We start from the raw sequence: 25,586 nt of genomic DNA on the forward strand, positions 1-25,586 counted from the left end.
GATTACCCTCCAGTCGCGATGTCAAGGCTCGCCTGGTTGAAAAACTCGATGCACTTGGCGATATCAGGCATGGATTCCAGCCAGTTGTGAGAGTACTCCAACCCGAACATCGTAGGCCGGATGTTCAGGCGGTGAAGCTCCTTTAAAAAGGCCGCGGTTTCTCCAATACCGGTGCCCCAAGGCACGTCGTGGCCCTCCGGGCCGCGCGCGTGGAGATCGTGCACCTGTACCGTGATCAACCGGTCCTTCAACTGCCGCGCTGCCTGAATCGGATCAACGCCACCGCGCATCCAGTAGCCAAGGTCCGCGCAGGCTCCGAGGCGCTTGCTGCGCCCCTCGCACACCTTCAGGATGCCGGCCGGGTTCCAGTAAAACGGCGAGGCCTTCGCGTCGTGATTGTGCAGCGCAACGTTGATGTCGTAGGCGTCGCAGAACTTCTCGATCGTCCCGAGCGCCTCAGGTTTGGGCTCGGACATGAACGTCTCGATACCGATCTTGCGCCCGAACTCGAACACCCTCCGGCACCCGGCTTCGTCCCCTGGGATGTCCTGGATGTAATAAGTGAGCAAACGCACGCCCGCGGCATCCAGCTTGAACCGGATTTGGCGCAACTCGTCATCGGATAGCCCAGGCTCCAGGTTCTTTGGAATGCTGTTGCTGACCTTCTGGAAGCTTAGCCCGCCCATGAACGGCAGGCCCAGCGCGGACGTCTTCTCGATCGCCTCAAACAAAGAGAACTTGTGGAAGGTGTAAGCCTCGATACCGAGTCGCCAGCCAATTCTCTCCTGCGCTCGAATCGCCGGCGTCAGCATGGCGCTCGGGATGGTTGGCGCCGCGAGATCTCCCAGGATAAACTGAGCCGCCGCCAGGTAAAACGAGAGCAGCTTCGGGTCGCGAAACACCTGCGGGTTGTGCGCAATGGTGCAGTAGAACGTCCGGCCCCGGCCATAGTTGCGCGCCCAGGCCAGCGCAAAGTCGTTATCCGCCCGCTCCGGCCTGGTAAACCGCGGATCTTGATTGAAGTCAGTCTTGTCCGTGTCAATGCTCAGCAGCACGCGAAGGCGCTTCCGGGAATACGGCTCGTGCACCCGGAAGAACTCGTCCCGGTAATCGAAACCCCGGCCGCCGAAGGCCTGGTTGATCGGGTGCCCGGGGTCGTCGAGCTTGATGAACACATGCTCGTTGTTCGCGCGGTGGTTCGCCCCCCGCGCGCCGATCATCAGCCCGAACTCCGGCCAATCCTCCACCGCACCCGGCCACTGGGTAAACGCCACCGAGGTTCCGTGCACTCCCATCATCCCGCCGCCGCCATAAACAAAATCCGCCAGGCTCTGCCGCAATGCCGCGTCGGTAAAGAGGTTGCCGACGCAGTTGTTGAAAAACACGCCGTCAAACTGCCGCAGGCTCTCGGGCCGAAACACCTCCTGGTCCCGGCTCACGACCGTGTCGAACGCCCCCGTCCTGCGCCCCATCAACTCGAACGCGAGATTGGCCGTAGGAATAGAACTGTGTCCGCCGTAATTAACATTACCATCGAAAATCAACAGCTTGCGAGGCTTCCGGGGCGCCGCCGAAGCGCGCGCGGGGATTGCCGCCTCCACCAATTCGCGCTCGGTCTTCACCGCCCCGCTCGGGGCCGCACGGACAACCGCCGGGGCGCAGGTGAGCGCGAGCGCGCCGGCACCGGCACGCGAAAGGAAGGCGCGCCGCGTCACCCGAAGCACGGGCTCAGCGGGGACCGGATCACGAGGCTTGCGGTCAATGTGCATCTTACGGCAGCGCTGCGGAGATTGTGCGCATTACCACTTGAGGGTCAAGGACAACTGTCCAGGACAACTGTCCTGGAGAACTTCATCGCTTCTCTTGGCGATAAGCAGCCGCGGCGAAAATGCTTGCGCCTGTCCGTCATTCATGCGAAATAAAGCCGCGTGCTGACTCAGCACAGCGCACTGCAAGAGTGCCGGGTGCCTCGGTAGCTCAATTGGTAGAGCAGTTGACTCTTAATTGCATCATGGGCTTTTCCCGCAGTTTTCCAAATGTGGACACCCTTGGACGGTCTTTGCCTTGCCTGTGATTCTTAACGGCGAGCCTTGGACATGGCGGGACACGTTTGGGCGGGTTTCCCTGCCTCTAGTATCAAACGGCAGTATCAAATGACCTACCGCCAATCAAAACCGCCTATACCGCACTCCTGCGTGATTGCTGCCCACAAATCCAGACAATCAAACCTCCCGCCCTGGGCGAGGTGGTTTTCCTCTCCGTTTGGACGGGAGACGCTTAGGGAAGTGCGTTTTCGGTATTTCTGGCCCAAGAAGTTCATGCACTTCAATTCCGTATGCCGTTGCCAACCGCTCCAAACTGGACAGGCGCAAATCACACTTTCGGCCAATTTCGATAAGCTGGTAGAACTTGTAAGAAAAACCAGAAAGCTCGGAAAACTGCTCTTGTGTAATCCCGTGCAGTTTCCTCAGCTCGCGCAATCTCGAAATCAGCCGTTTGCGGATGCAGTCTGGCACCTTGCCAGCATGTCATTGCCCGATTAGCCAAAACACCCACCTCTCGTAAGTGTTTTTCGTTTGCAGGGTGTGCGGAATCCTGCTTAAATCGCGTCAATGGGAATAATTGATTCAAGACGATAACGGAGAACTATTTATGAAACAAATCACTCATTTTTATGGTCTATTAGCAGCGGCCTTGGCAGTTGTGGCGGTGAACGCTGTTTTGCCACAGGCCAAAGCGTATGATTTCCAATACGGTTTTGTGGATGTCTATTCGCCAAACGCTTTGGACTACGTTGTGGGGCAGGTCAATATTCAACGGCGTTCCGAAATGCCCGACCCGCAAAATGGCATTTCGTATTGGCATCCCATCGCCAACGGAACAGAAGCGAGACTGACGTTACAGTTCACGTTCCCACGGCCCACAACGGAGATTTCTTTGCATTCAGGTATTGGGGCATGGAATTTCGGTGGAGGGAACTTTGGGAGTGGCTCTCTGTGGGCTTCCAAGAATGGAAGTGATTGGATTCTTCTTCTGGATGGCCCAACTCCGCCTGGCATTGATGCAGGTTATCATTATGACCAAAACCTTCCTGACTCGCTGATAGGCGAATCAGAAATTTGGATTCAAGCACGGCTGAATACCTCTGGCTGGAACATCATGGCACAATTTGCTCGGCAAGACACCAGATACTACAATTACAATGTTTTCGAGCTTGACGCAAATCTTGTCACTATTCCCGAACCATCGTCTGCTCTGCTTACACTTGGCGGTCTTGTTCTGCTTGTGCTGTGCCGATTAACCCCGAGGGGAATCAGAAGAAAGCCTTGAACCGCCCAGACTGCCATTGCGACAGCCGAGGGGTCATATGTCAAGAGACTCAGGGCTTTGGCAAGACATCAAAGAAAAGTGGAATAATCCCTCCAGCAAATCATCGAGTTGCTGTAGCGGATGCTTCTTGCTGTTTCTTGCTGCAATAGTCCTAGCTATTCTCGTTGCCATGTTTGGTGGGTGACAATGACGGCAAATATGCCTTCCAAACGGAGAGGGAGCATCACCCGCGCAACATATACGGGCGCACAAGAAACCACCTGCTAGTTGGATGAGTTACTGCATAGAAACGGCTGAATCAGACAAAGGCAAGGCAGACATCCTGCTTCGCAAATACCCCTCACAGGTTACCGAGTGGCCAAGCGAACCATCATTCGATGACACTGGAAGAACCGTGAACGTCTGTGTCGTTGATAATGGGCCTTTCGAGGCTGCGGCTATTGCCTACAGTGAGCGTGAAATGGCCGAATTCATGTGCGACCCGCATGACAGACGACCACGACGTTGGTTAAGAGTGGACCGTAACTTAGTTGTGAGTCTCAATCCAGATGTTGAGTCATTGCTGGTTAAAGTGGGCAAGAAAGACGAGATAGAGCCAATCACATCTGAGCGGCGGCTTGCTTAACTTCCATCAAATGGTGTTTGCCTCTGAATCAATCTTCCGATTTAGCCACTCCCTGTAATCCCTATCGGGGCAGTTCCTAACCCCCGTCTGCCCGTCCTTAAACTTACGCCAGCTTTCGCCCCTCGCCTCTACCGTGGTGCGAAGCTCCCGCAGCTTGGCCTTGCCGTAATACTGTGGCCCGTGCTTCGTCCAATCGTTGTAAAACTTCACGGGCCTGTAGTCGTCCAAGTGAGGAAAGCAGAACCGTATCGCCGCCCGAATCTCTCGGTTTGTCACTGGTGATGACTGTGCGGCCATGAGCTTCTTGTTGCGTTTCCCGTGCCAGAGAACCTGGCCCCGTTCCCTCTGAGTTGCCAGCGGGACAACCTCGCGGAGGATATACCGCAGAAGTGTCAATTCCTTTTTCCAAAGAGTGATTCTGTTCGCCTGTCGAACGACGGCCCCGCCAGTGAGCCTGTGCCAGTGCTTGAACACCGTAGCGCCGAAGTTTTTAATCAGGGCTTCGGGAGTCTCGGGCTGAGGCGGATAAAACAAAAAGACCACATGGAAGTGAATCCGCTTGTTGGCATGGCCCTGCTCGGTAAACAGGGACACCATGTAGAATTGCTTGTGCAACACGTCCAGAAGGCTCGCCAAGGCATTTTTCGCCGCAAGGCGGTCTGTCATGGCCCCTCTAAACGTAAGAACCTGGTGAAAGCAAAAAGGCGTGTCCCTTAGTTCAAGGAACTGCTTCACAAAACGCCTAACGCTTTCGAGCGAACATCGCATGTTCCTGTACAGCTAATAAGAATAAAGAACCTGTCCAAGCTGGAAATTGATGGTAGAGTTGAAGCCCCGCATCAAATGAGCGTGGAACGACGCTCGCTTGTGCGCCTTGCCACGATACCTTTTCCAAACGGTGCGTTTTTTGGGGGAGAAATAATTCTGACCCTGCCCTGGCCCTTCCTAAACGTCGCATCCCCAAATAAACCATAAATCAAGGGCCTCCTTGTGGACTTCCCAGACGCCCTTTCCAACTGCCTTTTCCAATTACCCCCCTACCCCCCATAAGTCCTATTTGTCACAGATAAAATAACTTTAATATATGGTGGGGCTTTCAGACGGCGGGGAGAGTCTCACAATTAACTTAGCAATCATTGCTAGTCTGACTAGCAGCATAGGAAAGGAAAGCTGTTGACAATACACCCAAAGGCGTTGCATGATGGCACTATGGGCAGCACTAATTCTCAACAGAAGGAAAAGCATGAGTCTTTGAATCTGTCTGGCAACTCACCTTATACAATAGACGAAGCAGCCAACGTGCTACGCATGAGCACAAAATCTGTGCGCCGTCAGATTGACAGAGGCAACCTGAGAAGGTGCAAGGCGTTTGGCCGTGTGCTGATTCCCCGCAAAGACGTTGACACGTTCATTGAAAAGTTTTCCTCCTTTGCTTGCTGACGCAGACAACAAAAGACCCGCCCTTGCGAGCGGGTCTAAGCTGTTAGCCGTAGGCTTAGGCGCTTTGAGGCTTGGAAAAGCTGACTTTGTGCGCCATTTCTGCGGAATGGTCATCCCGCAAGTGTCCATAGACCCGCATTGCCAGTGCCCCGCCGTCACGATGTCCTAACCATCTTGACACCGTTTGAATAGGCACGCCCGATTCAATGCAACGGGTTGCGAACAAGTGCCGTAAATCGTGATGCGTTAGACGCTTGATGCCCAACTCTTTTGCCGCCCGTGTCATCGCCCTTTCGCACTCGGCCACTTCCATCACTCGGTCGCTTGGCTTGCGCTCTGGCCGTTCGGTTTGAAGCCTTTCCAGCAGCGTCCGCATGTCATCAATCATCGGCACCCGCCGCACTTCACTGTTCTTTGTGCCTGTCATGGTGTCCCCTCGCACCGTGATGAATCCTTTGTCCAAGTCAACATCTGCCCATGTGATGTTTTCAGCCTCAGTCTTGCGGAAGCCCCCAAACGCAAGGAACTGAACCAAGGTTGCACACGGGCGAGAGAAACGATTGCGCCTGCCGCCGCCGTTGCCAACCGCTTCCACAAACTTTTGAAACTGCGCGAAACTCGGCAATTCAAGTTCTTTGGGCTTGACGGTGAGACGTTCAAGGGCCTTGGCGGGATTGTCGAGACGTGCGCCGAATTCAATCGCAATCTCACAAACATTCTTCAAGATTGCGGTTGTGTTGTTAAAGGCTGTCGGGCTTATGCCCCGCGCGAACCGTGAAGCCCATTTCAAACAATCGTGTTTCGATAGCTTGCGAATGTCCATCCCCTCCAATTCGGGCCATGACTTCAACATCGCCTTGATACGGTTTTCGTAATAGAGCTTTGTGTTTGGTTTCAAGGCTGCATCCCCCTGTATGCGCTCGCGAATGATCTTCAGAGTGCCCCCCACGGTCATCTTGCCTCGCGCAATCTCAGCCTGGTTCTCCGTCATCTGGCGCAAGCTCTTTTCAAGGTCCGCGAGCCTGAGCTTGGCCACGCTCAGGACATCTGTTTTCAAACTCTCGCGATAGAGCTTGCCTCCCGTTCGGATTCGTGCATAATACTTGCCTGACGGTAGGTAGCGGATTAGGTTCTCTCCTACCGTTAGCCAGTCTTTGGGCTGGCTCGTGTTGGCTTGGCTTTTGCCTGAGTCTAGGTTTTGGCTCGTTTTCATGCCAGTATCTAAACACAGTATCAAAAGCTTGTCAACACGGGATTTTAGGCTTCGTAAGTGCCTTAAACTACGATGGTTGCCTCGGTAGCTCAATTGGTAGAGCAGTTGACTCTTAATCAATTGGTTCTAGGTTCAAGTCCTAGCCGGGGTACCAATCCCAAACAACCCCACACGCCAGCTATTTACACCTATGCCCAAACCAGCTCTGCCCCGATGCGGATTGTGCTGTTGCCCCAGCACCACATTGGCTGCCTTATCACCGACGCAAGCGATGGAAACGGAAACTGGCAGGGCAACGGGCTTCGGGATCGAATTCAATCGTGCAATAACCACCATCCTTCAAAAGCTCGATTCCCGCCAGCGAGGGGCAGAGGCGTATGCGGAACGGGCGCCAACACGTCGCCTCATTCAATGCCTTGCTGAAGCGTTGGACAGAGTGCCCGAGAATGCGAATGGGCGGCATTCCCGCCAACAGACGGCTCTTCCATAGAACCAGGTTGGAATGCAGGTGCCCGACAATTGTCAGTTCGACTTGAGTTATCCGGTCCCGAACACTCTTCTCTCGCCAAAGAAATGGCAATGCAGTCGGATCATGGCCGAACAAAAGGACCCTTTGGCCGGGCGACAACGCGGCAAAAGCGTGGCTGATCTCCGCCAGGTGTTCAGCCCGCAGCCGATCCCATTCCGACCGCTCGGCCGGTAGAATATCCGCTGCAAAAGCCGGCAGAGCGACTAGCGAAGAAACAAATCCCATCAAGACATAGCGGCCGATTTCGACCCGCCAGAACGGAGGCAAGGCCAGCTCGTTCCGCGCACGCTGCCAACTGGCCAGCCGCATTCCCCCACCGCCCCCAAACATGCTGATCTTGCCCATCTCATGGTCGCCGTAGTTGATCCGCAAGCGGTCACCGAACCGCTGCCGCAGTTTGCCCAGGCACTCCCGCGCGCTGGCAAAAGCCGCGTCATCGCTCAGGCCGATGAAGGCGCAGTCGCAGGAGTAATCGCCATTGGCGATCACGTAGTCGAACGTGTCCCCACTCTCCAGAAAGCGGTCGAGCAGGTAATTCTTCCGCAACGGCTCCCGCAGCCAGATGAAACGCCGATAGGCTTTCCCTAAGGCGCGGGCCAGCGGATTGCTAAGTCCCCGGAACTCGTAATCCTTGCCGCGCGCCTGCTCGGCAGCGCTGGCGTAATGGACGTCGCTGAGGATGCCGAGGGTGCAGGTGCGCATGATGCCTATGTCGCGTAGCCCGTCCCGGCGTGGTCGATCAGGCTGAAACCGGTAACAGAACCCGAAAATCCGAGCCTTTGCTGGGCCGGCTCACCACGCGAATGTCTCCCCGATGCTCCCGGATGATGCGCCGGGTAATGGGCAACCCAAGCCCGGTGCCGCTTGGCTTGGAAGTGAAGAACGGCTCGAACACGCGCTCCAGGTGCTCCGGAGGAATCCCCAAACCGCTGTCTTGGATTGCCACCTGAACCTGCGTCCGGTCAGCCCTGCCCCCCGGTACAACAAGCTCGGTAGTGACCGAGAGCGTTCCATTCGGGCCCATGGCTTCTAGTGCGTTCAGAAACAAGTTCACAAATGCCTGCTGTAATTGACAATCATCGCCTTTCACGAGGTCGGGAACGGCCTGGAAGGAACGGCTTAGAAGGACCTGCTTGCCGTTCAATTGGGGTTGGACCAGACGCAACGAATGGTCGAGGACTTCGTGCAGGCGCACCTGCCTCAACGCCGGGCGGGCCGGCCCACCGAACTTCAGGATGCGGCTGACAATCTCATCAATTCGGCCTAGCTCGCGACGGACCACTCCAACCAACTCGGTGTCCTGATGCTTTTCCAGCAACAGATCAACAAAGGTCCTGCCGGCCACGAGCGCATTTCTAATTTCATGGGCCATCGAGGCGGCTAGTGTGCCAATGCTCGCCAAACGGTCGAGTTGTTCGAGGCGCTCATCCAGTTGACGCGTGGGAGTCAAATCGGTGAGGACCAGTATCACGCCTGATCCCTTCTTGCCGGGTTTGAGCAATGTTGCGCTGACATGCAGGGTGCGCGCCCCGCCTCCGCCGAGCTTCTGTTCGATCACTCGTTCAACGGAGGCACCCCCTGATACAAGGCTTTCACCGAGGATCGCTTGTACCCCTGCCGGCAAGGCGGCGAAAGCGGGGAGACTCGCTTCACCGCCGGCCAGATTCAATAGCTGCCTCGCCTGGCGGGTTAGGGACGTAATCTTCCTCTTGCCATCAACAACGACAACACCGCTGACCGGGCGCTCACGAAGCACCCTCCCGCATCCCAGGCTTTCCTGGGTAGTTTCCGTTCCAGACGGTTCCTTAGGCGGCGACCCGCCCGGCCCGTTCAGGGTCCCACTTGCGCGGCGATTTCTACCCGGGTAACTTTGCTTGCTAGATAGGCCGGTCATTCCAGTCATGTGTTCTCACGGAGCGCAGCAGGCTAGTCCCTTCCAATGCGCCCAACAACAGGAAAACTGCCGCAGGGAAAGGCCAGCACAGGAGTTCCGTTCCAAACAGACCATGGAGACAAATGTGAGAACTTTGCGGTCCTTCGCAATCCCCGGCCTCTCCAGAATGGACTCGGGCACAGGGGGGACACGCGCTGATATCCGGCGCTTAAGGGATACCCCCCCGCCGCGCCTATTCCTGACGCGGCGGAGAGCCGCGACGCTTACGGGGCGGGATTCACCGCTGCCGAGCGATAGAACCTCTGCGCAGTGTGGTTGGTCACTGTGATTGACCACAGCCCGCTCGGCGCCGGCGCGGTATTCGTGCTGTTCGCCAACACCTGCCAGCCGGACATGAGGCTCGTCACGTCGGGGCTACTGACCACGTAATACTTCGCCTGCGGGGTGCCGATGAAGTTCAGCGTGTAGCTGCCGTCTCCGTTGATCACCACGGAAACTATGACATTGGTCTGGCTGTAAACCACGGCGCTCTGCACCACTTGCTCCAAACTGTCGCTGCTGCCCAGGAATATTGCGTCCCCATAGTACTCCGCCGCAATCGTGTTGGTACCCACCGGCAACAAAGCTGTGCTGACACTTGCCACCCCGCTTACAAGGAGGTTGGTGCCGAGCGGCATGTTGTTGACACGAAAGACGATCTCCCCGGTCGGTGTCTCGGTCGCCGGCGGCACTGCACTCACCGTCGCCGTAAACGTCACGTTTGAGCCTGCGATGGAGGGATTCTCTGACGAAACCAGGGCCGTAGCCGAAGCGGGCGGAGTGGTGGCCGTCACCTCATAATCAAAGGTGCCATTCGCGACATCCGCACCGTTGTACCCCTTTACGTGCAGATACCAGGTGCCTGCCGAACTCGGCACGGTCACAACCGTTCCATTGGACCACTGTGTCTCAGTATCCGTCCAAGTGTGCGTCGGGGAGGTGTCCCAGGCATACCGATAGTACTGGACCTGGCCCGGACCGAAGCCGCCGACTGCCGCCCAAGTGACATTGCTGCCGACGGGCAGAGTAGCCTGGTCCGGAGCGACGCTGCCAATCTCCGGCCGGACAGACAGAGTCCAGACTACTGTCGGCGCCAGCGAGCTCGAGATGTTGTGCCAGACACCGCGTGCTTCGCTGCTGTTGTCGCGGGCCGCAAGAGTATAGGTGTAAGAGGTGTTGGCGACGAGGCCGGTGTCATTCGCCACCGTGCCAGTGCTCCAGCCGGAAACGATTTCGCCATCGCGGTACGCCACCACACCGACATCCCCAACGCGGTAGTAGTTCCCGGAAGTGCTGCTGGCCTCATCCGCGGCTTCAGTGGCGCCGGCGGCGATGCCGACTCCTTGATCGAGCGGAACGGTCCAAGCCAGGTTGACCTGGCTGGGGCTGACCGCGCCAGCACTGGAGAAAGCTGGGTTCAGTGGCGCTACGTTGTCCACATAGACATCCATATAGGTTCCCGCACCGCCGCCGTTCCAGTTCGCCCCCCCGGTCTGTCCATTGTTCTGGAACGAAGTGCGGCCGGACTTGCTCACCGCGAAGAAATGGAAACGCCGATGCCCCGTGACGCCGGTCTGGGTGTGCGTCCAACTGTTGCTGCCGGAAGTGACCATGGCGTAGTCGGTATCACCACTCAAGCCATAGCCCCATTCGTAGTGCATCACCCGCCAGAATGGGACCGGGCCGTTGCCTTCGGCTGAGCCACTGGCGCTCACCGTGGTGTCTTTGCCGTAGAAGTTGGCGTTCGGCGTCGGATTGTCACCGCCACAGAAGTTGGTGACATACACGAACGGATACCAGGCATCCTGCTCATAACCGACGCCGTAGCTGTAGTAGCCGCCCAGGTCGAAGACGTTGACCGAAGACTCGTTGAGGTTAACGTTGCCGCCGTTGCGCAAACTCATCGTGCCCTGGAAGCCGCCGGTGAAGTTGTGAACCTTGAAGAGCACCCGGCTCCAGCCCACAGGCAGCGTCACCGCGCTGGTGACGTCCTGATCGCGCGTGAGGCCCCGCGCGGCGTTGTTGTCGTTAATCAGGCTGCCGTTAATCCAGACACGACTGCCGTCATCCGTGCCGATGGCAACCTTTGGCGCGGCGCCGGCGGGGGAGAAGACCCACGCAAAGCCATAGGAGTCCATGTTGTCGCCGTTGCCATAGGCACTGGCGTTGCCCTTGAAGTCCAGCGTGTTGGCATTGTTGCAGTCGCCGGTGGTAACGCGGCCAGGCGTTTTGCCGCTCAGCCCCAGGCCGGCCGCGATCACGTTGCCGTGGCTGGTGTCAATGGCCGGATAGAGGTAAAGGCCGGTCTCACCCCAGGCAAACGACCGGCCGGAGGTGTCGCTGACGCTGGTGGAAGCGTACCCGCCCAGGCAGGTCCAATCGTTGACGTAATGCCAGCGCGAGCCGTACATGTGGATTTGGGCGACCCCCGTCATCCTGACGTTGCACGTGGTATTGCATCCGCCGGAGGGGGCGCCTTCGCTCTCATCGGAGCTAACGTAGCAACCATTCCAGTTGGAGAGGTTGTCCGTGACCTGGTCCAAAGGCGTCATCCAGTCGCCGTAGAGACACTCGTTGATGGTGCTGAATTGGCCGCTGTAGGACCCGGCCACATTGCGGTAACGAACGTATATCTGGCTCGTGGCCTTGCTGCACGGCACCTGGAAATCCATGTGGACCCACCCCCGGCCGCTCCACGTGAACCCCGGGTTCCAAGTCGCCAGGCCGTTGCGGGTGTTGCAGTTGGTGGTAGTGCGGTCAACGATGTACCAAACCTCATAGCCGCAATTGCTGCTGTAGCCGGGAAAGTTCTGGGTCGGATTGCCTTGCCAATCCGCCGTGTAAGAGCCGATGGCGATCCCGGGGATGCCGACCGTCAGCACCGACTCGGCGCTGAGGACCGAGCCATTGGTGTTGCTGACCAGCACCGTGTAAGTGCCGGCGTTGGTTTGCTGAACATTGCTGATGGTTAGTGTGGTGGTGGTGGCACCGGAGACGTTGCCGCCATTGTTGAGGTCCGCCGCATTCTTGCGCCACTGGTAGCTGAGCGGCTGGCTGCCCGCGGCCGCGACGGTGAAGTTGACCGTGCCGCCGGGAGCCACGGTTTGGCTCAACGGCTGGGTGGTAATGCTCGGCCCTCCACTGGCATTCGTCACAACGACGCTGGTCGTCAAAGTCGCCCCGAACCACGCCACGCCTTCCCGCAACATCCGCCAGTCGGTCGTGTAGGTGCCGGGCGTTTCCGGAGCGGTGAAAGTCAGGGTAAACGTCTTCGTCGCGCCCGGATCCACTTCGCCGCCCACATTGTAGCGCGTCGTCGCCGTGAACGGATCGGAGTCGCCGACCGCGCCGAGCTTGAAGCTCCGGGCGTCATTCCACAACACCCCGCGGTTGCGGAAGGTGATGTGCACCGTGGTCGCCGCGCCGGCCATCATGCTTGCCGGAATGTCATGACTGACAAACTCGTCTGAATAGTAGTCCCACGTTGGAGTCACCCCGAAGTAGTCACAAATGCCTTTATACGTGGCCCACATGGTGGTCGAGCGGAAGAAGTTGTCCTGCAGATAGAGCCCGTCGCGATCACAGCTATCGTGAAAGGCCAGCTCGATCAGAACCGCGGCGCGCTCGGGAATGCGCGTCTCGGCCTGGCCCCCATCCGCGTTCAACGCCCCCCGATCCCTCCAGGTCGTGTCCCCATACTTGTTGCGAATCGAGTCCACGATTGCATTATTGATATCGGTGGCAAGCGTCTGGCTGATGGCCCCCCAGGGTGCGTGCACGGTACCGGCATCGTAATAAGTGCAGGTTCCGTTCGGACAGGAGGAGCCGACGCAATCCCCCGTGTAGCCGTTGCTGTGTAATGAAACGTAAATATCGGTGTCATCGTAGTTTGAGGCCAGTCCCCGCGAGCGCAGCGAATCGTCCGATTCACTTGCGCCTGATCCCAAAGTGCAGCCCGTAAGGCTGCCATACACAGAACAGGGATAACCATTCAACTGGAGCCAATAGCCGGCGGAGATGCGCCACCAGGGCTCCCCGCTGCCTGTGTGCATGCCGTAGTTCTTGTCGAGACACCGATACACCTTCGTCACCGCGCCGTCTTGCGTTAAGTACTGATTCAGGTATATCATCCCTTCCAGGTTGTGATCGTCTTCGCAATTCAGCGGAGCGCAGTAAACCGGGCGTTCAAAAAGATAGCTGCTGCCCGACCATCGCTTCCCATGCCCTGGCGAGAGGCTGATGGATCTGCCCGTCAAAGCGCTGCCACTGGCGAAGACCGGTCCGGCATCTGCCGGTGAGGTTTTCCGGGGAGCTATCGTGGGGGTGGCGGGCAGGTAATCACTCAACACTCGCCCGTCGCTTTGCATGCGCACGGTCCCCTCAATCCCGAATTGCATCAGTGTTGCGCGCACCTGGCCGAAAATCATCTCGAGCCGCGCGTCATCCAGTCCGGCGGCGAGGATGTTGGTGGAGAATTCGACCGTAGCGCCAACCTCGCTTAGTGAAAACTTCTCGACGCTCGTGCCAGCCGGGACGGCGGAAAGCAAACCTGGCGGCGGTGTCGCCAGCGCCTCGAGCGCCGACGCCGGGTCAGTCACTTCGGGCCGTGTCAGACCAAACAGGCCGCCCTGCTCGTTGACATAGACCACCACGGCGGCGGAGCACGCGAAGCCGTGCGCCAGCACCAGGCAGCAGAAGGTTGCGAGAGCCCGCACAATGCGGTTGGAATAGATCGGATTGTCTTGGGATTTGTTCATAGACTTGAACTCAACAGGTTGGCTGTACGCTGGATTTCAGCGACAATCGCCCGCGTGCAGTCGAACGCCCCGATTTGAGGCGCAACGCCTGCAATGCGATCGCAGTTACCGAACACCAGTATTAAGACTACGTGTCTTACCGATTATGGGCAAGGACTGACTGCCGCGGACCGATAGAATCGCTGAGGCTCTGTATTGCTGACCGTTACTGACCACAGACCGTTGGTGTCAGCAACAGTATTGGTGCTGCCGGACAAGGGTGCCCAACCAGCGGCTTGCGTTAAGTCCGAGCCGGCCACCACGTAGTACTGCGCCAGCGGTGTGCCCTGAAAGTTAATCGTAAATGTGCCGTCCGGATTGTCGGTAATGCTCACAACCACGTTAGTCTGGCTGCACGGCGCCAGATTCTGGATCGCCTGCTCCAAACTGTCGCTGCTGCCCAGGTAATTGCCTTGAGCCGCATATTGCACCGCCACGATGTTGGTGCCAAGTGGCAGTGCCGTTGTGCTCGCCGCTGCCACTCCGCCGGCCAGCGCATTCGTGCTAAATGGCACATCGCTCGCAAGAAAAACTACGTCGCCCTCAGGGGTACCCACATCGGAGGCTACGGTAGCGGTAAATGTCACGTTCGACCCCGGCTCTGATGGGTTCTCCGAGGAAACGAGGGTAGTCGTCGTGGCAGCCCCGGTGATATCCGCCGTCGCGGTTGGGGCCGTCAAAGCGTAGTTGCCCGCATTTGCGCCGGCAAGTTCCAGCCCCGAGATGGTTACGGTCTTGCCCGTGCCGACATTCGCATCTTCAAAGGCACCCGTTGCGCTGGTCGTGTCCAGGCTCACCTCGTCCCCGCTCACAACACCAGCCAGCACCGCGCTGTCCAGAATAAGCGTGGCACTCGTCGTGCCGTCATACGCCTTGTTCTGAGCTTCGATCCCCGCCACGGTCAGCGCCTTTTGAGCCACCGTCAGCGGGTAGTCATAAGTGCCGTTCCCGACCCCGGCGCCGTTGTAGCCCTTAACGTGCAAGTACCAGGTGCCAACGGCAGTTGGAACCGTCGCCAGTGTGCCGTTCGACCATTGCGCTTCGTTTTCAGTCCAAGTGTGCGTGGGGGACTGGTCAAAGGCATAGCGGTAGGACTGCACCGCGCCTGCGCCAAACCCACCTACCGCCGTCCAGATGTTCGTGCCGCCGTAAACCGGTGCCGGTTCGTCCGCAGTCACGCTGCCCGAAGAGGGCGCCACCGACAGCGTCCACTGGCTCTGAGGCAGGGAAGCGGCCGCGTTAGGAGTTGGCACCGCCTGGTCACTTACAGTCACCGCAAGCCCCGTGTACTCCGTGTTCGGCACCAAGCCGGTCCACAAGTGAGTCGTGCCTTTCGGCCCACTTTCGCTGGCGCCGGTACGGCTGTAGTTGTAGCCCGTGGAGGCGTTGATCCCAGAATGCGCATCTGTGCCCGCACCCGTCACCTCTATAGTATCCGTCGTGATCGTGCCGAATCCCAGACTCACCCCCGCAGGCGCGCTGCCATCGTACATAAAGGTGAAGGCTGCGGTGCCGGAATCGTTCAGCGCGTAGTCAACCGTGCCCACTTTAAAGTAATACTTTCCGTCGGCCTGGGTACCCGGGGCATAGCTCGAGCCCGTCTGAAAGGCATTGGGGCTGCCATTCACGTCGGTGCCAAAGTAGAACTTCTGCCCGCGCACGCCCGATACTCCCTCCCCGGCTCCCTGGGAGTCGGCGCCAGAAGTCCAGGTGAAGGCGGGGGCAGCCACGGCGTTTTGCCAAATGCCGCCGGTCACACCGGCGACCGTCAAATCCGTGGGCGTGCCAGGCGCGGTGCTGTCGGTCGTGTAGAAGGACAAATGCGCCCTGTCCGTCAGAGCGGTGCGGTTGGCGTTTGCAAATCGCGCATACACACCGTGGCCCGTGCCTCCATTCTCCACCTTCACCAGCAGCCTGTTCCAGCCGTTGCTGATGGTGAGCGGGCCCCAGAAATCTGCGTCCGCTGAGACCCCGCGGCTGACTACATCGCTGCCGACGTCTGCGCCGTTCCACCAGACCTTGCAGCCATCATCCGATCCGATGCCGAGATAAGCGCCCGTGATATCCGAGCCTTTGCTGTTACGCACATACACAAAGCAATATGTAACCGCGTTCTCGTGCACTGCGTTGTAGAAGTGGGACGAGTTCAGGTTCACGAGGTCGTTGGTATAAGTGGCCTCCGCCCACTGGCGCAGGCCGTAGGAATTGCCGTAGCTCGTGGCACCCACCTTCGGCGCGACGTTGGCTTCCGTCACCGGCACCCCGCCATACGTGCCGGCGACCTGGTCAGTGTCTATCCGCAGTTGGCGGTCAGCCGTGGCGCCCTGGTCAAACCAACCCAGGTAGGCCCAGTTACGAATGACGCCATTGGCCGTGCCCGCGGGGGCCAGGTAATTGATCTTAAAGGTGGCCCACTGTTCCGGGTTCCCAGCCTGCTCGTTCTTGCTGGAGATGCCCTTCCGGTGCGTGGCTGGGTTTGCGGTATCCCCTTCTTGCGGCGACGTCAGGATGACACCGTACGACGGATTGCCTCCCGGGAACAGCGACTGGGCGAACGCGAGCGTGAAAGTTGTGTCACAGTTTCCATACAGCAACTGCTCGGCCCCTAGCTGGTTACCCAGGGTTCCGCCTGCCGTGGTCCAGTTGTTCACGCCGTCTCTCTTTGTCCAGATCGCGGCACTGGTCCAGTCCTGGGCGAGTGCGTAGAGCCGGGCATAAGTCTGGTACTTGGTCATCGTGGTTCCGCACGAATAGGTGGCCGTTGGCGTGTGATAGAACGTGAACGTGCAGTTATCCCCACTGGCGGCGAGGCTGCTGTCCGGCGCGGTCGTCGTATCAAAATCCCACAGGCAGCGTGATTTATCGTCGGTGGGGGTAGTGGTATATTGTGCCAGCCGAAGGACACTGGAATACCCGGTGTCCACACCTGTGCCCCCACGGATGTCCCGCTCGACGGAAGCGTTGAAAGGTCCCCAACTCGCCGGATTGCCAAGCTGGACCGTCAGCACCGCCCCGGCGCTAAGTGTCGAGCCGTTAGGATTACTCACCAACACGGTGTAGGTGCCGGCGTTGGCCGCCTGGGCATTCGTGATGGTCAACGTCGTCGCCGTAACGCCCCAGACACTCCCGCCGTCGCTCAGGTTCGAGCCGTTCCGGCGCCACTGGTAGGTCAGCGGTGCATCGCCTGTGGCCGCGACACTGAAACTGGCCGCGTCACTCACCATGACCGTCTGGCTCACGGGCTGAGTGGTAATGACCGGCGTGCCGGGAGAGCTGACTGTCACCTGCTCGCTGTGAGTCGCGCCGAACCAGGCATAGCCATCACGGACCATCCGCCAATCCGTGGTGTAGGTCCCTGCGGCAGTCGGGGCCGTCATGGTGAAGTTGAAGGTGTAGGTGCTGCCGGGTTTGACTTCGCCTGAAATCGTGTGGCGGGTGGTCGCCGTGAACGGGTCGCTGTCGCCGACTGACCCCAAGCGGAAACTCCGCGCCTCCGACCACACCACGCCGCGGTTGCGGAACGTCACGCTCACCGAGTAACTCTGACCAGGGTTCATGGTGGAGGGAATGGTATCGCTGACATACTCATCCGAGTACTTATCCCACGTCGGGGTAGTGCCGAAATACTCGCAAACGCCCTTGTACAGGCCCCACTCCGCCACCGAGCGGAAGAAGTTGTCGGTCAAATAGGCGGCGTCGCGCGAGCAGTTGTCATGGAAGGCCAGTTCGATGAGAATCGCGGGCCGGTTCGGGATGCGGATCTCGCCGAAACCCCCAGCCGCATCCTTCACCCCGCGATTGGACCAGGCACTCTCCCCGGGATACGTGCTGCGGATGGCCGAGACCACGTTGTTGTTTACCGCTGTGGCCAGAGTGAGGCTGTTAGCTTCGTGTGCCGGATGCTCCATCTCCGTGTCCCGATAGGTTTCCGTCCCGTTGGCCGTGCCCCCGCCCCCGGCATTGGTGTGGTGGGCGATGTAAATCTCTGAGTTGCGATAGTCGGCAAAGAGCGGTCGCGCGCGGATGTCGTCGCTGTTCCTGCCGGTCGCGGTCTCCTCGCCGCAGTTGCCGCTGGAGCTTGCCCAGACGGAACACGGCAGGCTGTTGGCCCGCAGCCATGAATACGCCGCCATCTTCCACCAGTACAGCCCCTCATAGCCGTTGCAGCAATTGCTCTCGTTCAACTCGCGGGGAACATGAACCGTGGCGCCATCTTGGGTAAGGTATTGGTAAAGAAACTGCATCAACCGGATCGAGTTGCAGTCCTCCAACACCGCTTCCCCGTATCCGCAAGGGTCGCCGCGCTGCCAATACCACCCGCTCCCGTTCCAAAACCGGCCGTGGCTCGGCCCAATGGTAATATTCCTGCCCCCCAGCGCACTGCTGCCCTTAACCTCGGGAGTCGTCTCTTTAACCGCTGGCCCCGGCGCCACCGGCGTGACCGGCGGCAGATATTCGCACAAGAGCTTGCCCTCGGTCTGCAGCCGGATGCTGCCCTCCACACCGAACTGCCGCAGAGTGGCGCGGACCTGCTCCAAGATCATCGTCAGGCGCGCCTCATCCAGTCCGGTCCCGGCGGCGTTGCTGCCCAGAATATCCGGGGAAAACTCCACCGTCGTGGTGTCCCCTTCAGTCTGCAGCCCCAGAACCTTGGTGCCCGGAAGCAATCCCGAGACGACTGGGCCGCCGGCTTCCTGGGAAGAAGGCACCGCGGTCAAGGTCTGCAGCGCGGATACAGCATCACTCACATCCGCCCGCAGGACGGGATGTATCCCTCCTTGCTCGTCCCCGTAGAATAACAAGGCGGCAGAATATGCGAGGCTCTGCGCCAGCATTAGGCAGCAAAAGGCCGACAGCATTCTCAACTTGAGCGGTGCGGGAATCAGCGTGTACAGGAGTTTATTCATACGTCTTGATGGTTGTTAGTGTGAAACGGGACTGGTTGAACCGAACAACAATCTCGCGATACGGGTGGCCGGTCGAAAACGAACAATGAAGTCCTCGAAGACGGCAGCCTGAGAATCGGGAATTGGCATAGCGGCAACACTGGACTTTCTACCATTCTGCCGGGGTGCATGGCCCAAGTCAAGCCTTCGTCCAGAGCCTTCTAAGAGAGCGAGAGAGGCTACGGCGATGGGACGGTGCCAATCCAGCGGGACTACGGTGTGTATCCCATGGGGAGCGCTCCCCATGGGATACACACCGGGGTATCACGGGGGGCACAGCGTTGTCGCACCGGGAATGCCCGTTTTGGAGGCTGTGCTCGCGAACCATCACTATCTCAAAAATGGACACCGCGCCGATTTCCAGCAGGATGGCGTGTCGATCCAACAAGATGCAATCGCGGTACCTAGGGTATCAAATGTTCAACAGGAACGTCACCAACCTGCACGCATCAGGTGCTGCTCGGAGATCGCGACCCATGCGAACACCGCACATTGCACAACCGCCCAATCATCCCTGGTACCAGGCGCGGGAGGGATGTGGCCACAGGCCAATGAGTTCTTTTGTGGCGAAAGACTACCAACCGCACCCACGCCCTTACGCTTCTGCTGCAGAACCACCGGTCCAAGTCCTGAACTCGCAGCATCGGCAGTTGGGGAGCGGTTGCCCGAAGGCAGCCGCTCCCCAGTCTGCTGGATCTAATTCACGACCATGATGCGGAAGAAGCGGTGCGGAATCGGGCCATTATCGTCAACGAGGCCCGCCACCGCCGACGCCGTGCTGTCCGCCGCACTCACATCCGTCAGGTCCGCCCACTCCGCATCCATCAGGTTGTCTTTATACTGCACCCGGTAGGTCTGGTCCGGAATCGAGTTCCACCCCAGCACGATCGTTCCCCCCTCAATCACCGCACTGGTAATCACCGGCGGCCCCACAATCTCCACAGTGAAGCTCTGCGCCGCGCTTTGCACCGGTGTGCCGTTGTCGCTCACTCGCACTGTAATGGTCTTGGTCGTCCCGACGTCTCCAGACCCAGGTGTCCAGCTGAACACGCCCGTGCCCGCATCAATCGTCGCCCCAGCCGGCGCCCCCTCCAAACTGAAGTTGAGCGTCTGCGCCGGCGCCTCCGGATCGCTCGCCGAGACCGTCATTACCAACTGGCAGCCCGCGTGGACGGTCCGGTCCGGCAGGGCGGCCAGGCTCGGCGCCGTGTTGATCAGCAACGTGGCCGGCTCACTCGTCACACTGCCCGCCGCGTTCGCCACCACCACCGTGTACTCGCCCGAATCCGCATCCTGAACGTTGCTCCGGGTGTAGGATGCCGCGGTGGCACCCGTAATCGGATTGCCATTGAACATCCACTGGTAACTCGGCGTCGTGCCCGTCGCCTCAACAATGAACGTCACCGTCGCCCCCGCCCCCACCGCCTGGCTCACGGGCTGCAGCGTGATTACCGGCGCAATCGCCAGCGGGGTCACCGACAGGTAGGCCGCCTCGCTCACCACACCCCCGGCCGCATTGGTCACCCCAACCGTGTAGCTGGCTTCGTCCGCCTCCGTAATCCCGGTAAGGGTCAGGGTCGCGGTCTGCGCCCCGGAGACAATGCCGTCATTGCTCAGGTTAATCCCGTTCCGCTTCCACTGGTAGCTCAGCGGCGTTTGACCGTCGGCGGCAACCGTAAAGGTCACCGTGCTGCTCTCCACATTGGTGCGGCTAGCGGGCTGCGTTGTGATCACCGGCGCTACCAACAACAGGGCGTTGGCGCTGGCCACCGCCCCCACGCCATTGGCGACGACGACGCTGTACGACCCGGCATCCGCCGCCTGGGCATTGTTGACCGTGAGCGAAGCGGTAGTCGCCCCCGCTATGTTCACCCCGTTGTGCCGCCACTGGTAAGTCTGCGGGTTGTCGGCCGCCACAACGCTGAAAGTGGCGCTGTTGCCCACCGTCACGGTCTGGCCGACAGGCTGCGTCACAATGGACGGTCGGTCGAAATACTCCACCAGCACGTCGTCGGTGTAGGCGGTGACAGCGTTTGCGCCGCTGCCGCCCCCGATCAAGACCGTGTTCCAATCCCGCGTTGTGACACCGGTAATCGTGCGCGTAGCCACGTCGTCTACCGTGAAATTGACGGTCGTGCCATCGGCCAGGCGCTCGATGGAGAACTTGTGCCAGCCTGCCGAGCGGTTGGGGACGGCCGCATTGGTGGCGCAGTTCATCCAGCCGTAAGTCGCCGAGGGGTAGAGAACCCGGAGCTGGTAATGCTTGTTGTCCCAGACGTCGCCAGTGTTGGCGCCGACGGCGTTGTATTTGCCGATGGCCAGGACCTGAGTGAGCTTGGTCGGATCATAGGTTCCGCCCGAGTAGGAGCGGACTTCAATGTAAGACTTGGCACTGGCAGCAGTGCTACCATCGTCGTAAAAGTAATAGCTCAGTTTGGTGTGGCCACTGTAGCTGCCGAAGTTGTGGTACATGTGATCGCCGGTGCTGTCCTGGGCGGCGCTATAGCTCCCGCCGCTGGTATGGTTCTGGGCGGTGGAGATCACGAGGTCCGTGGCCGGGCTGGCAGCCGTGGTCCACTGATTCATGTTACCGGACTCGAAGTTGTCCTGGAAGGCGATGGCGCCGGTGAGGGCGAGGGAGGCTTCGGAGCTAGTGGCGGCGCCGACGAGGTTGCTGACGACGACAGAGTAGAGGCCGACGTCGGCAGACTGGATGTTGCTGCGGGTGTAACTGCTGCCAGTCGCCCCGGAGATGTTGACCCCATTTCGCCGCCACTGGTAGGTCGGCGCCGGATTGCCCGTCGCCGTCACGCTAAACGTCGCGCTCGAACCTGCCGCCAGCGTTTGCCCCACCGGCTGCACCGTAATCGCCGGCGCCACATATACCGTCAACACCGCGTTGCCGCTCGTCACGCTGCCCGCATCGTTGCTAACTACCACCGTGTAGGTGCCCGCGTTAGCCGCCTCCACATTGCTCAAACTGTAGCTTGTTCCAGTCGCTCCGCTGATCGGTGTGCCACCCTTCCGCCATTGGAACGACAGCGGCGCGCTACCGCTGGCCGCAACGCTAAACGTGACGCCACCCCCTTGAGTCACCGTCTGGCTCACAGGCTGCGTCGTAACTGTCGGCGCCACTATGACCGTCAGCATTGCCGGGTCGCTGCTGGCGCTGCCGAAGTCGTTCGTTACGACACAGGTGTAGGCGCCCCCATCCGCCGGCTGCACGTTGGAATCCGTATAGGAGTTCTGCGTCGCCCCCGAAATCGGCGTGCCGTTCAAATACCACTGGTACGACAACGGCCACGACCCCGCCACCGTCACCCCGAAGGTCGCGCTGGCTCCCTGATTCCGCGTCAAACTCTGCGGCTGCGCCACAAACGACGGCGGCGACGCCACATCCGACACCATCAACATCGCGACCGAGCTGGTGGCCGAACCCAGCGCATTGGCCACCACTACCTGGTAACTGCCCGAGTCCGACGCCTGCGCGTTGGCCAGCGTGTAACCGCTTCCCGTCGCTCCCGAAATCACCCCGCCATCTTTATGCCACTGGTACGTCAGCGGCGCTGTCCCCGTCGCCGTCACCGCGAAGGTCGCGCTGCCACCCGGAAACACGTTCTGATCCTGCGGCTGCACTGTTATCACCGGCGCCGCTTCCACCGTCACCACGAAGCTCTCCGTGTCGCTCAGGCTCGGCGAGCCCGCATTCGTCACACGCACCGTGATCGTGTAGCTCCCAGGCCCCTGCCCCGCCGTCGGAGTCCACGAAAAGACCCCCGTGTTCGCGTCAATCGTCGCCCCCGTCGGCGCCCCAGCCTCCAGCGCGTAGGTCACCCCCCCGTTCTGCACCTGCACGAAGTTGTCCAGATACACGTGATAAGTACCCGTGCCTCCCGCCGCCACCAGCGCCAGGGCTTCCAGCACTCCCTTGCCGGTCGTGGATTCCAGGATACCGTTGCCCGTAAAAGCAGTCACCGGCTCCTGCGGCAGTTCGAACCGCAACGTCGCCCAGCTCCCCGCCGCCACCGCCCGGCTCGGGATCGGGGCACTTGGCGTCCCCGTTGTCTTACCAGTCACCCCCACAAACTCAATCGTCCCGGTGGTCCCGCCATTCTCCCCTATGGCGGCGGTCGAACTGGTCTCGCGCGCGTTCACCCCCACCTTCAGCGCCTTGTCAGTGTATATATCAAACCACAACGACCGCGTGAAATCTATCGTCGGGTTGGGACGCGTCGCAGCGTTGAAGGTCGTTAACCGCAGCCACGGATCCGTTGTGCCAGCCAGAAAACTCCACGACACATGCATCGCCCGCGCGCTTGATCGCCCCGCCGGAAAACTCGCCGTCGGCACATTGTAATTGGTTACCCCGCCATCCAAAAACCCGCTGGTCGTCGACGAGTTGCCCGGCTTGCGGAACATGATCTGGTCCGTTGGCGTTCCGTCCCCGTAAGTCTCGAAATCCTCAAACGGCGTCACCCCTGCCACTTGGTCCCATGACGAGAGGGAGACAGGAACGCTCAGCTCACTGTTCGCCGGCACCGTCTTGTTTCCAATCGTCGCCAATACCGGCACCGGCCGATACAACTGGCTGGCCGGGATCAGTTCCTTGACCTGGCTGGCACTCGACCACCGCAATTGGGCCGACGCACTGCCGCCGTTCTCAAAATAATCCATCCGGATGTCGTACCTCTGGCCCGCCGTCAGCGCGATCGAGCCACTCCATTCCGTGTAGCCCTGGTCCGCCCAGTGATCAATGAGCAGCACCCCGTTAACCCACAGCCGCACCCCGTCATCGGTCCCGGTGTAGAAGGTGTAGGTCTGGCTGTAGCGCGGTTCCACCTGCCCCGTCCACCGCACCGAATAACTGTCCGCCCCCACCGCCCCGCCGGGTGAACCAGCCGCCCAGTCAAAATTCACCGGCCCATCCAGCCGCGACAGCGCCAGTCCACTGAAATCCGTGTTGTTGTAATAGAGCCCGCGCAACCCTCCGCCCGTCCCCGCCGCCACCGGCGCCGCTGTCACCGCCAACTGCGCCTGGCTGCTGGTCACCGAACCGCCCGCGTTGCTCACCACCACCGTGTAAAAGCCCGCATTGGACAACTGCACGTTCGAAACTGTCAGCGTCGCCGAGGTCGCCCCCGAAATGTTCACACCGTTCTTCTTCCATTGGTAACCGGTCGCCCCCGTCGCCGCGACCGTGAAAGTCGCTGTCTCCCCGGGATTCCTGGTCGTTGACGCTGGTTGCGAGGTGATAACAGGGACCGGATTGACGACGTTGATGTTGAAAGACACCTGTGTTCCGAAGTAAGTAAAGCTCGTACTATTCATGCGGAACGTGGCTGTGTAACTTCCAGGCGTGGTCGGAGCAGTAAAGTTCACGTTGAAACTCGCATTGCCGCCCGGCCCCACATTACCCCCGAGCGCAGTAGCGAAGGGCGCGCCCATAGCCGTGCCGCCGTTGTTGTTGAAAGTATAACCATCCCCGCCATTGGCAATCCAGGTCGTTGTCCCGTTGTTATGCATCGTGAAGGTGCAAGAGAACGCCTGGCCCGGAGAGAAGGAGGTACCGTTGGCGACGGACTGTGAAACGAACGAGGCGTTGTCGGTGCCACCGATGATCAGGGCCATGAAGTGCGACCAGTTCCAATAGGAGCCGGGATCAGTGTGGGTGTTGCACGAGGGATTAATGCCCAGGTTAGCCGAGGCGTACGAGCGCCAGGCCGAGGAGGATTTCTCGTTGTGGCCCACAATGTGATTCCGGTCTTTGGCAAAGCCGAATTTGTCCGCCATATGTCGGTGGAGCAGCGCCGAGGCCTGGTACATTTCTTCCGTGAACCAGGCGGGGTTGCCCACAAAACCCTCGTGCTCCGTCCCCAATGAATGCTGGTTCCAACACGTGGCGTGCCAGGCATATCGTGACTCATAAACCAGCTGCGAGATCTCCCCCCGCGGCGCATCACCTGAGTAGTCCACCAGCCCGCTGACCGTGTAATGGCAACTGGCCGAGATGTCGCAGCGTCGCAGGTAGGAGGTGCCGGTCAGATAGTATCCCTCCATGCTATGCACGACTGCAAACTTGTGGCCGTAGCCGGAGGTGTACCACTTGGAACACGCTGTGATCAGGCGATCAACGGCCGGGCCGTAGTCGGACGTAGCCCAGGCAGCCGAAGCGCCAACGAGGGAGACGGAACTGAGGGTGAGGAGTTGTTTTGAATTCATGTGTGTTGCTTTTTTCAGGCACTGTTGCGTACGCGCTGAACAATCATTCTTGAGGCGTGATTCTAATCATCCCCCGGCGGAAGACAAGCAAAAAGCAAAATACTGTGCGCGCGGGCAGCGCGTGTGCATGAAGGCGCGCGGGCATCTGGCTCGCTGGTCTGGCCCGCCATCCGCAAAGCGGGCAAGATGCCCCCGCGCCTTCGGCCGCTTCATGCATACGCACTAGTGCGCTTGGAGGCCCCGGCTTGCGCCGTCCGACGGGGATCTTGCGCGGGATTGGATCGGGTTGCCGGCGTGTTGCCCCGGTGTTGATAGCATGATTGGAGCATGATTGGAGCATGATTGGAGCATGATTGGAGCATGATTACTCCATGATTGGGCCTTGATTGCCCTGTCCCGGACCTCCTCAGCCCAGGGGCGCTTCCCGACCGCGCCTGGTTGATATTTATAGTCCAACTCCGCCTAATTGTCGAATGAAATGTCCGCTAGAAGCGTCACGTCTAGGACGCACCTTTTCAAGCTGGAGAGCGCCAGGAAACCGGGGATTTGGCGAAC

The 25,586-nt window shown here is 59.6% G+C and carries 10 protein-coding genes and 1 tRNA gene; 3 read left to right on the top strand and 8 right to left on the bottom strand.

All coding sequences use genetic code 11. The features are described from left to right. Nucleotides 1-2 precede the first annotated feature (2 nt). Nucleotides 3-1,769: a ThuA domain-containing protein gene (locus P5205_08720; GenBank protein ID HSA10441.1), complete on the bottom strand. Its 1,767-nt coding sequence runs from the start codon at nucleotides 1,767-1,769 to the stop codon at nucleotides 3-5. Nucleotides 1,770-2,652: 883 nt separating this feature from the next. Here P5205_08720 and P5205_08725 point away from each other — a divergent pair. Together P5205_08725 and P5205_08730 are read left to right on the top strand one after the other, a co-directional pair. Further along, nucleotides 2,653-3,330, top strand: a complete 678-nt coding sequence (locus tag P5205_08725; GenBank protein HSA10442.1) for a hypothetical protein — start codon at nucleotides 2,653-2,655, stop codon at nucleotides 3,328-3,330. A 271-nt stretch (nucleotides 3,331-3,601) separates the two neighbouring features. Next, the gene (locus P5205_08730) at nucleotides 3,602-3,955 is read left to right on the top strand and encodes a hypothetical protein (GenBank protein HSA10443.1); all 354 of its coding nucleotides are present in this window, start codon (nucleotides 3,602-3,604) and stop codon (nucleotides 3,953-3,955) included. A gap of 6 nt (nucleotides 3,956-3,961) precedes the next feature. Here the strand turns inward: P5205_08730 and P5205_08735 are convergent, their stop codons facing one another. Both P5205_08735 and P5205_08740 read right to left on the bottom strand, forming a co-directional pair. Beyond that, nucleotides 3,962-4,690, bottom strand: coding sequence for a hypothetical protein (locus P5205_08735; GenBank protein HSA10444.1), 729 nt, complete (start codon nucleotides 4,688-4,690; stop codon nucleotides 3,962-3,964). A 760-nt stretch (nucleotides 4,691-5,450) separates the two neighbouring features. Next, nucleotides 5,451-6,608, bottom strand: coding sequence for a site-specific integrase (locus P5205_08740; protein ID HSA10445.1), 1,158 nt, complete (start codon nucleotides 6,606-6,608; stop codon nucleotides 5,451-5,453). A gap of 78 nt (nucleotides 6,609-6,686) precedes the next feature. Here P5205_08740 and P5205_08745 point away from each other — a divergent pair. Continuing rightward, nucleotides 6,687-6,762, top strand: a tRNA-Lys gene (locus P5205_08745). A 102-nt stretch (nucleotides 6,763-6,864) separates the two neighbouring features. Here P5205_08745 and P5205_08750 read toward each other — a convergent pair. From P5205_08750 to P5205_08770, 5 genes are all read right to left on the bottom strand, one after another. Then, a complete protein-coding gene (locus tag P5205_08750; GenBank protein HSA10446.1) occupies nucleotides 6,865-7,839 on the bottom strand; it encodes a hypothetical protein in 975 nt (324 codons plus the stop codon). Nucleotides 7,840-7,876: 37 nt separating this feature from the next. Beyond that, the gene (locus P5205_08755; GenBank protein HSA10447.1) at nucleotides 7,877-8,695 is read right to left on the bottom strand and encodes an ATP-binding protein; all 819 of its coding nucleotides are present in this window, start codon (nucleotides 8,693-8,695) and stop codon (nucleotides 7,877-7,879) included. 599 nt (nucleotides 8,696-9,294) lie between these two features. Then, a complete protein-coding gene (locus tag P5205_08760; GenBank protein HSA10448.1) occupies nucleotides 9,295-13,827 on the bottom strand; it encodes an Ig-like domain repeat protein in 4,533 nt (1,510 codons plus the stop codon). Nucleotides 13,828-13,970: 143 nt separating this feature from the next. Continuing rightward, nucleotides 13,971-18,773, bottom strand: a complete 4,803-nt coding sequence (locus P5205_08765; GenBank protein ID HSA10449.1) for a YDG domain-containing protein — start codon at nucleotides 18,771-18,773, stop codon at nucleotides 13,971-13,973. Nucleotides 18,774-19,508: 735 nt separating this feature from the next. Further along, nucleotides 19,509-25,031, bottom strand: a complete 5,523-nt coding sequence (locus P5205_08770; protein HSA10450.1) for an immunoglobulin domain-containing protein — start codon at nucleotides 25,029-25,031, stop codon at nucleotides 19,509-19,511. Between the last annotated feature and the right edge of the window lie 555 nt (nucleotides 25,032-25,586).

It is taken from the genome of Candidatus Paceibacterota bacterium, from assembly GCA_035452965.1.
Classification (GTDB): Bacteria; Verrucomicrobiota; Verrucomicrobiia; order Limisphaerales; family UBA8199; genus UBA8199.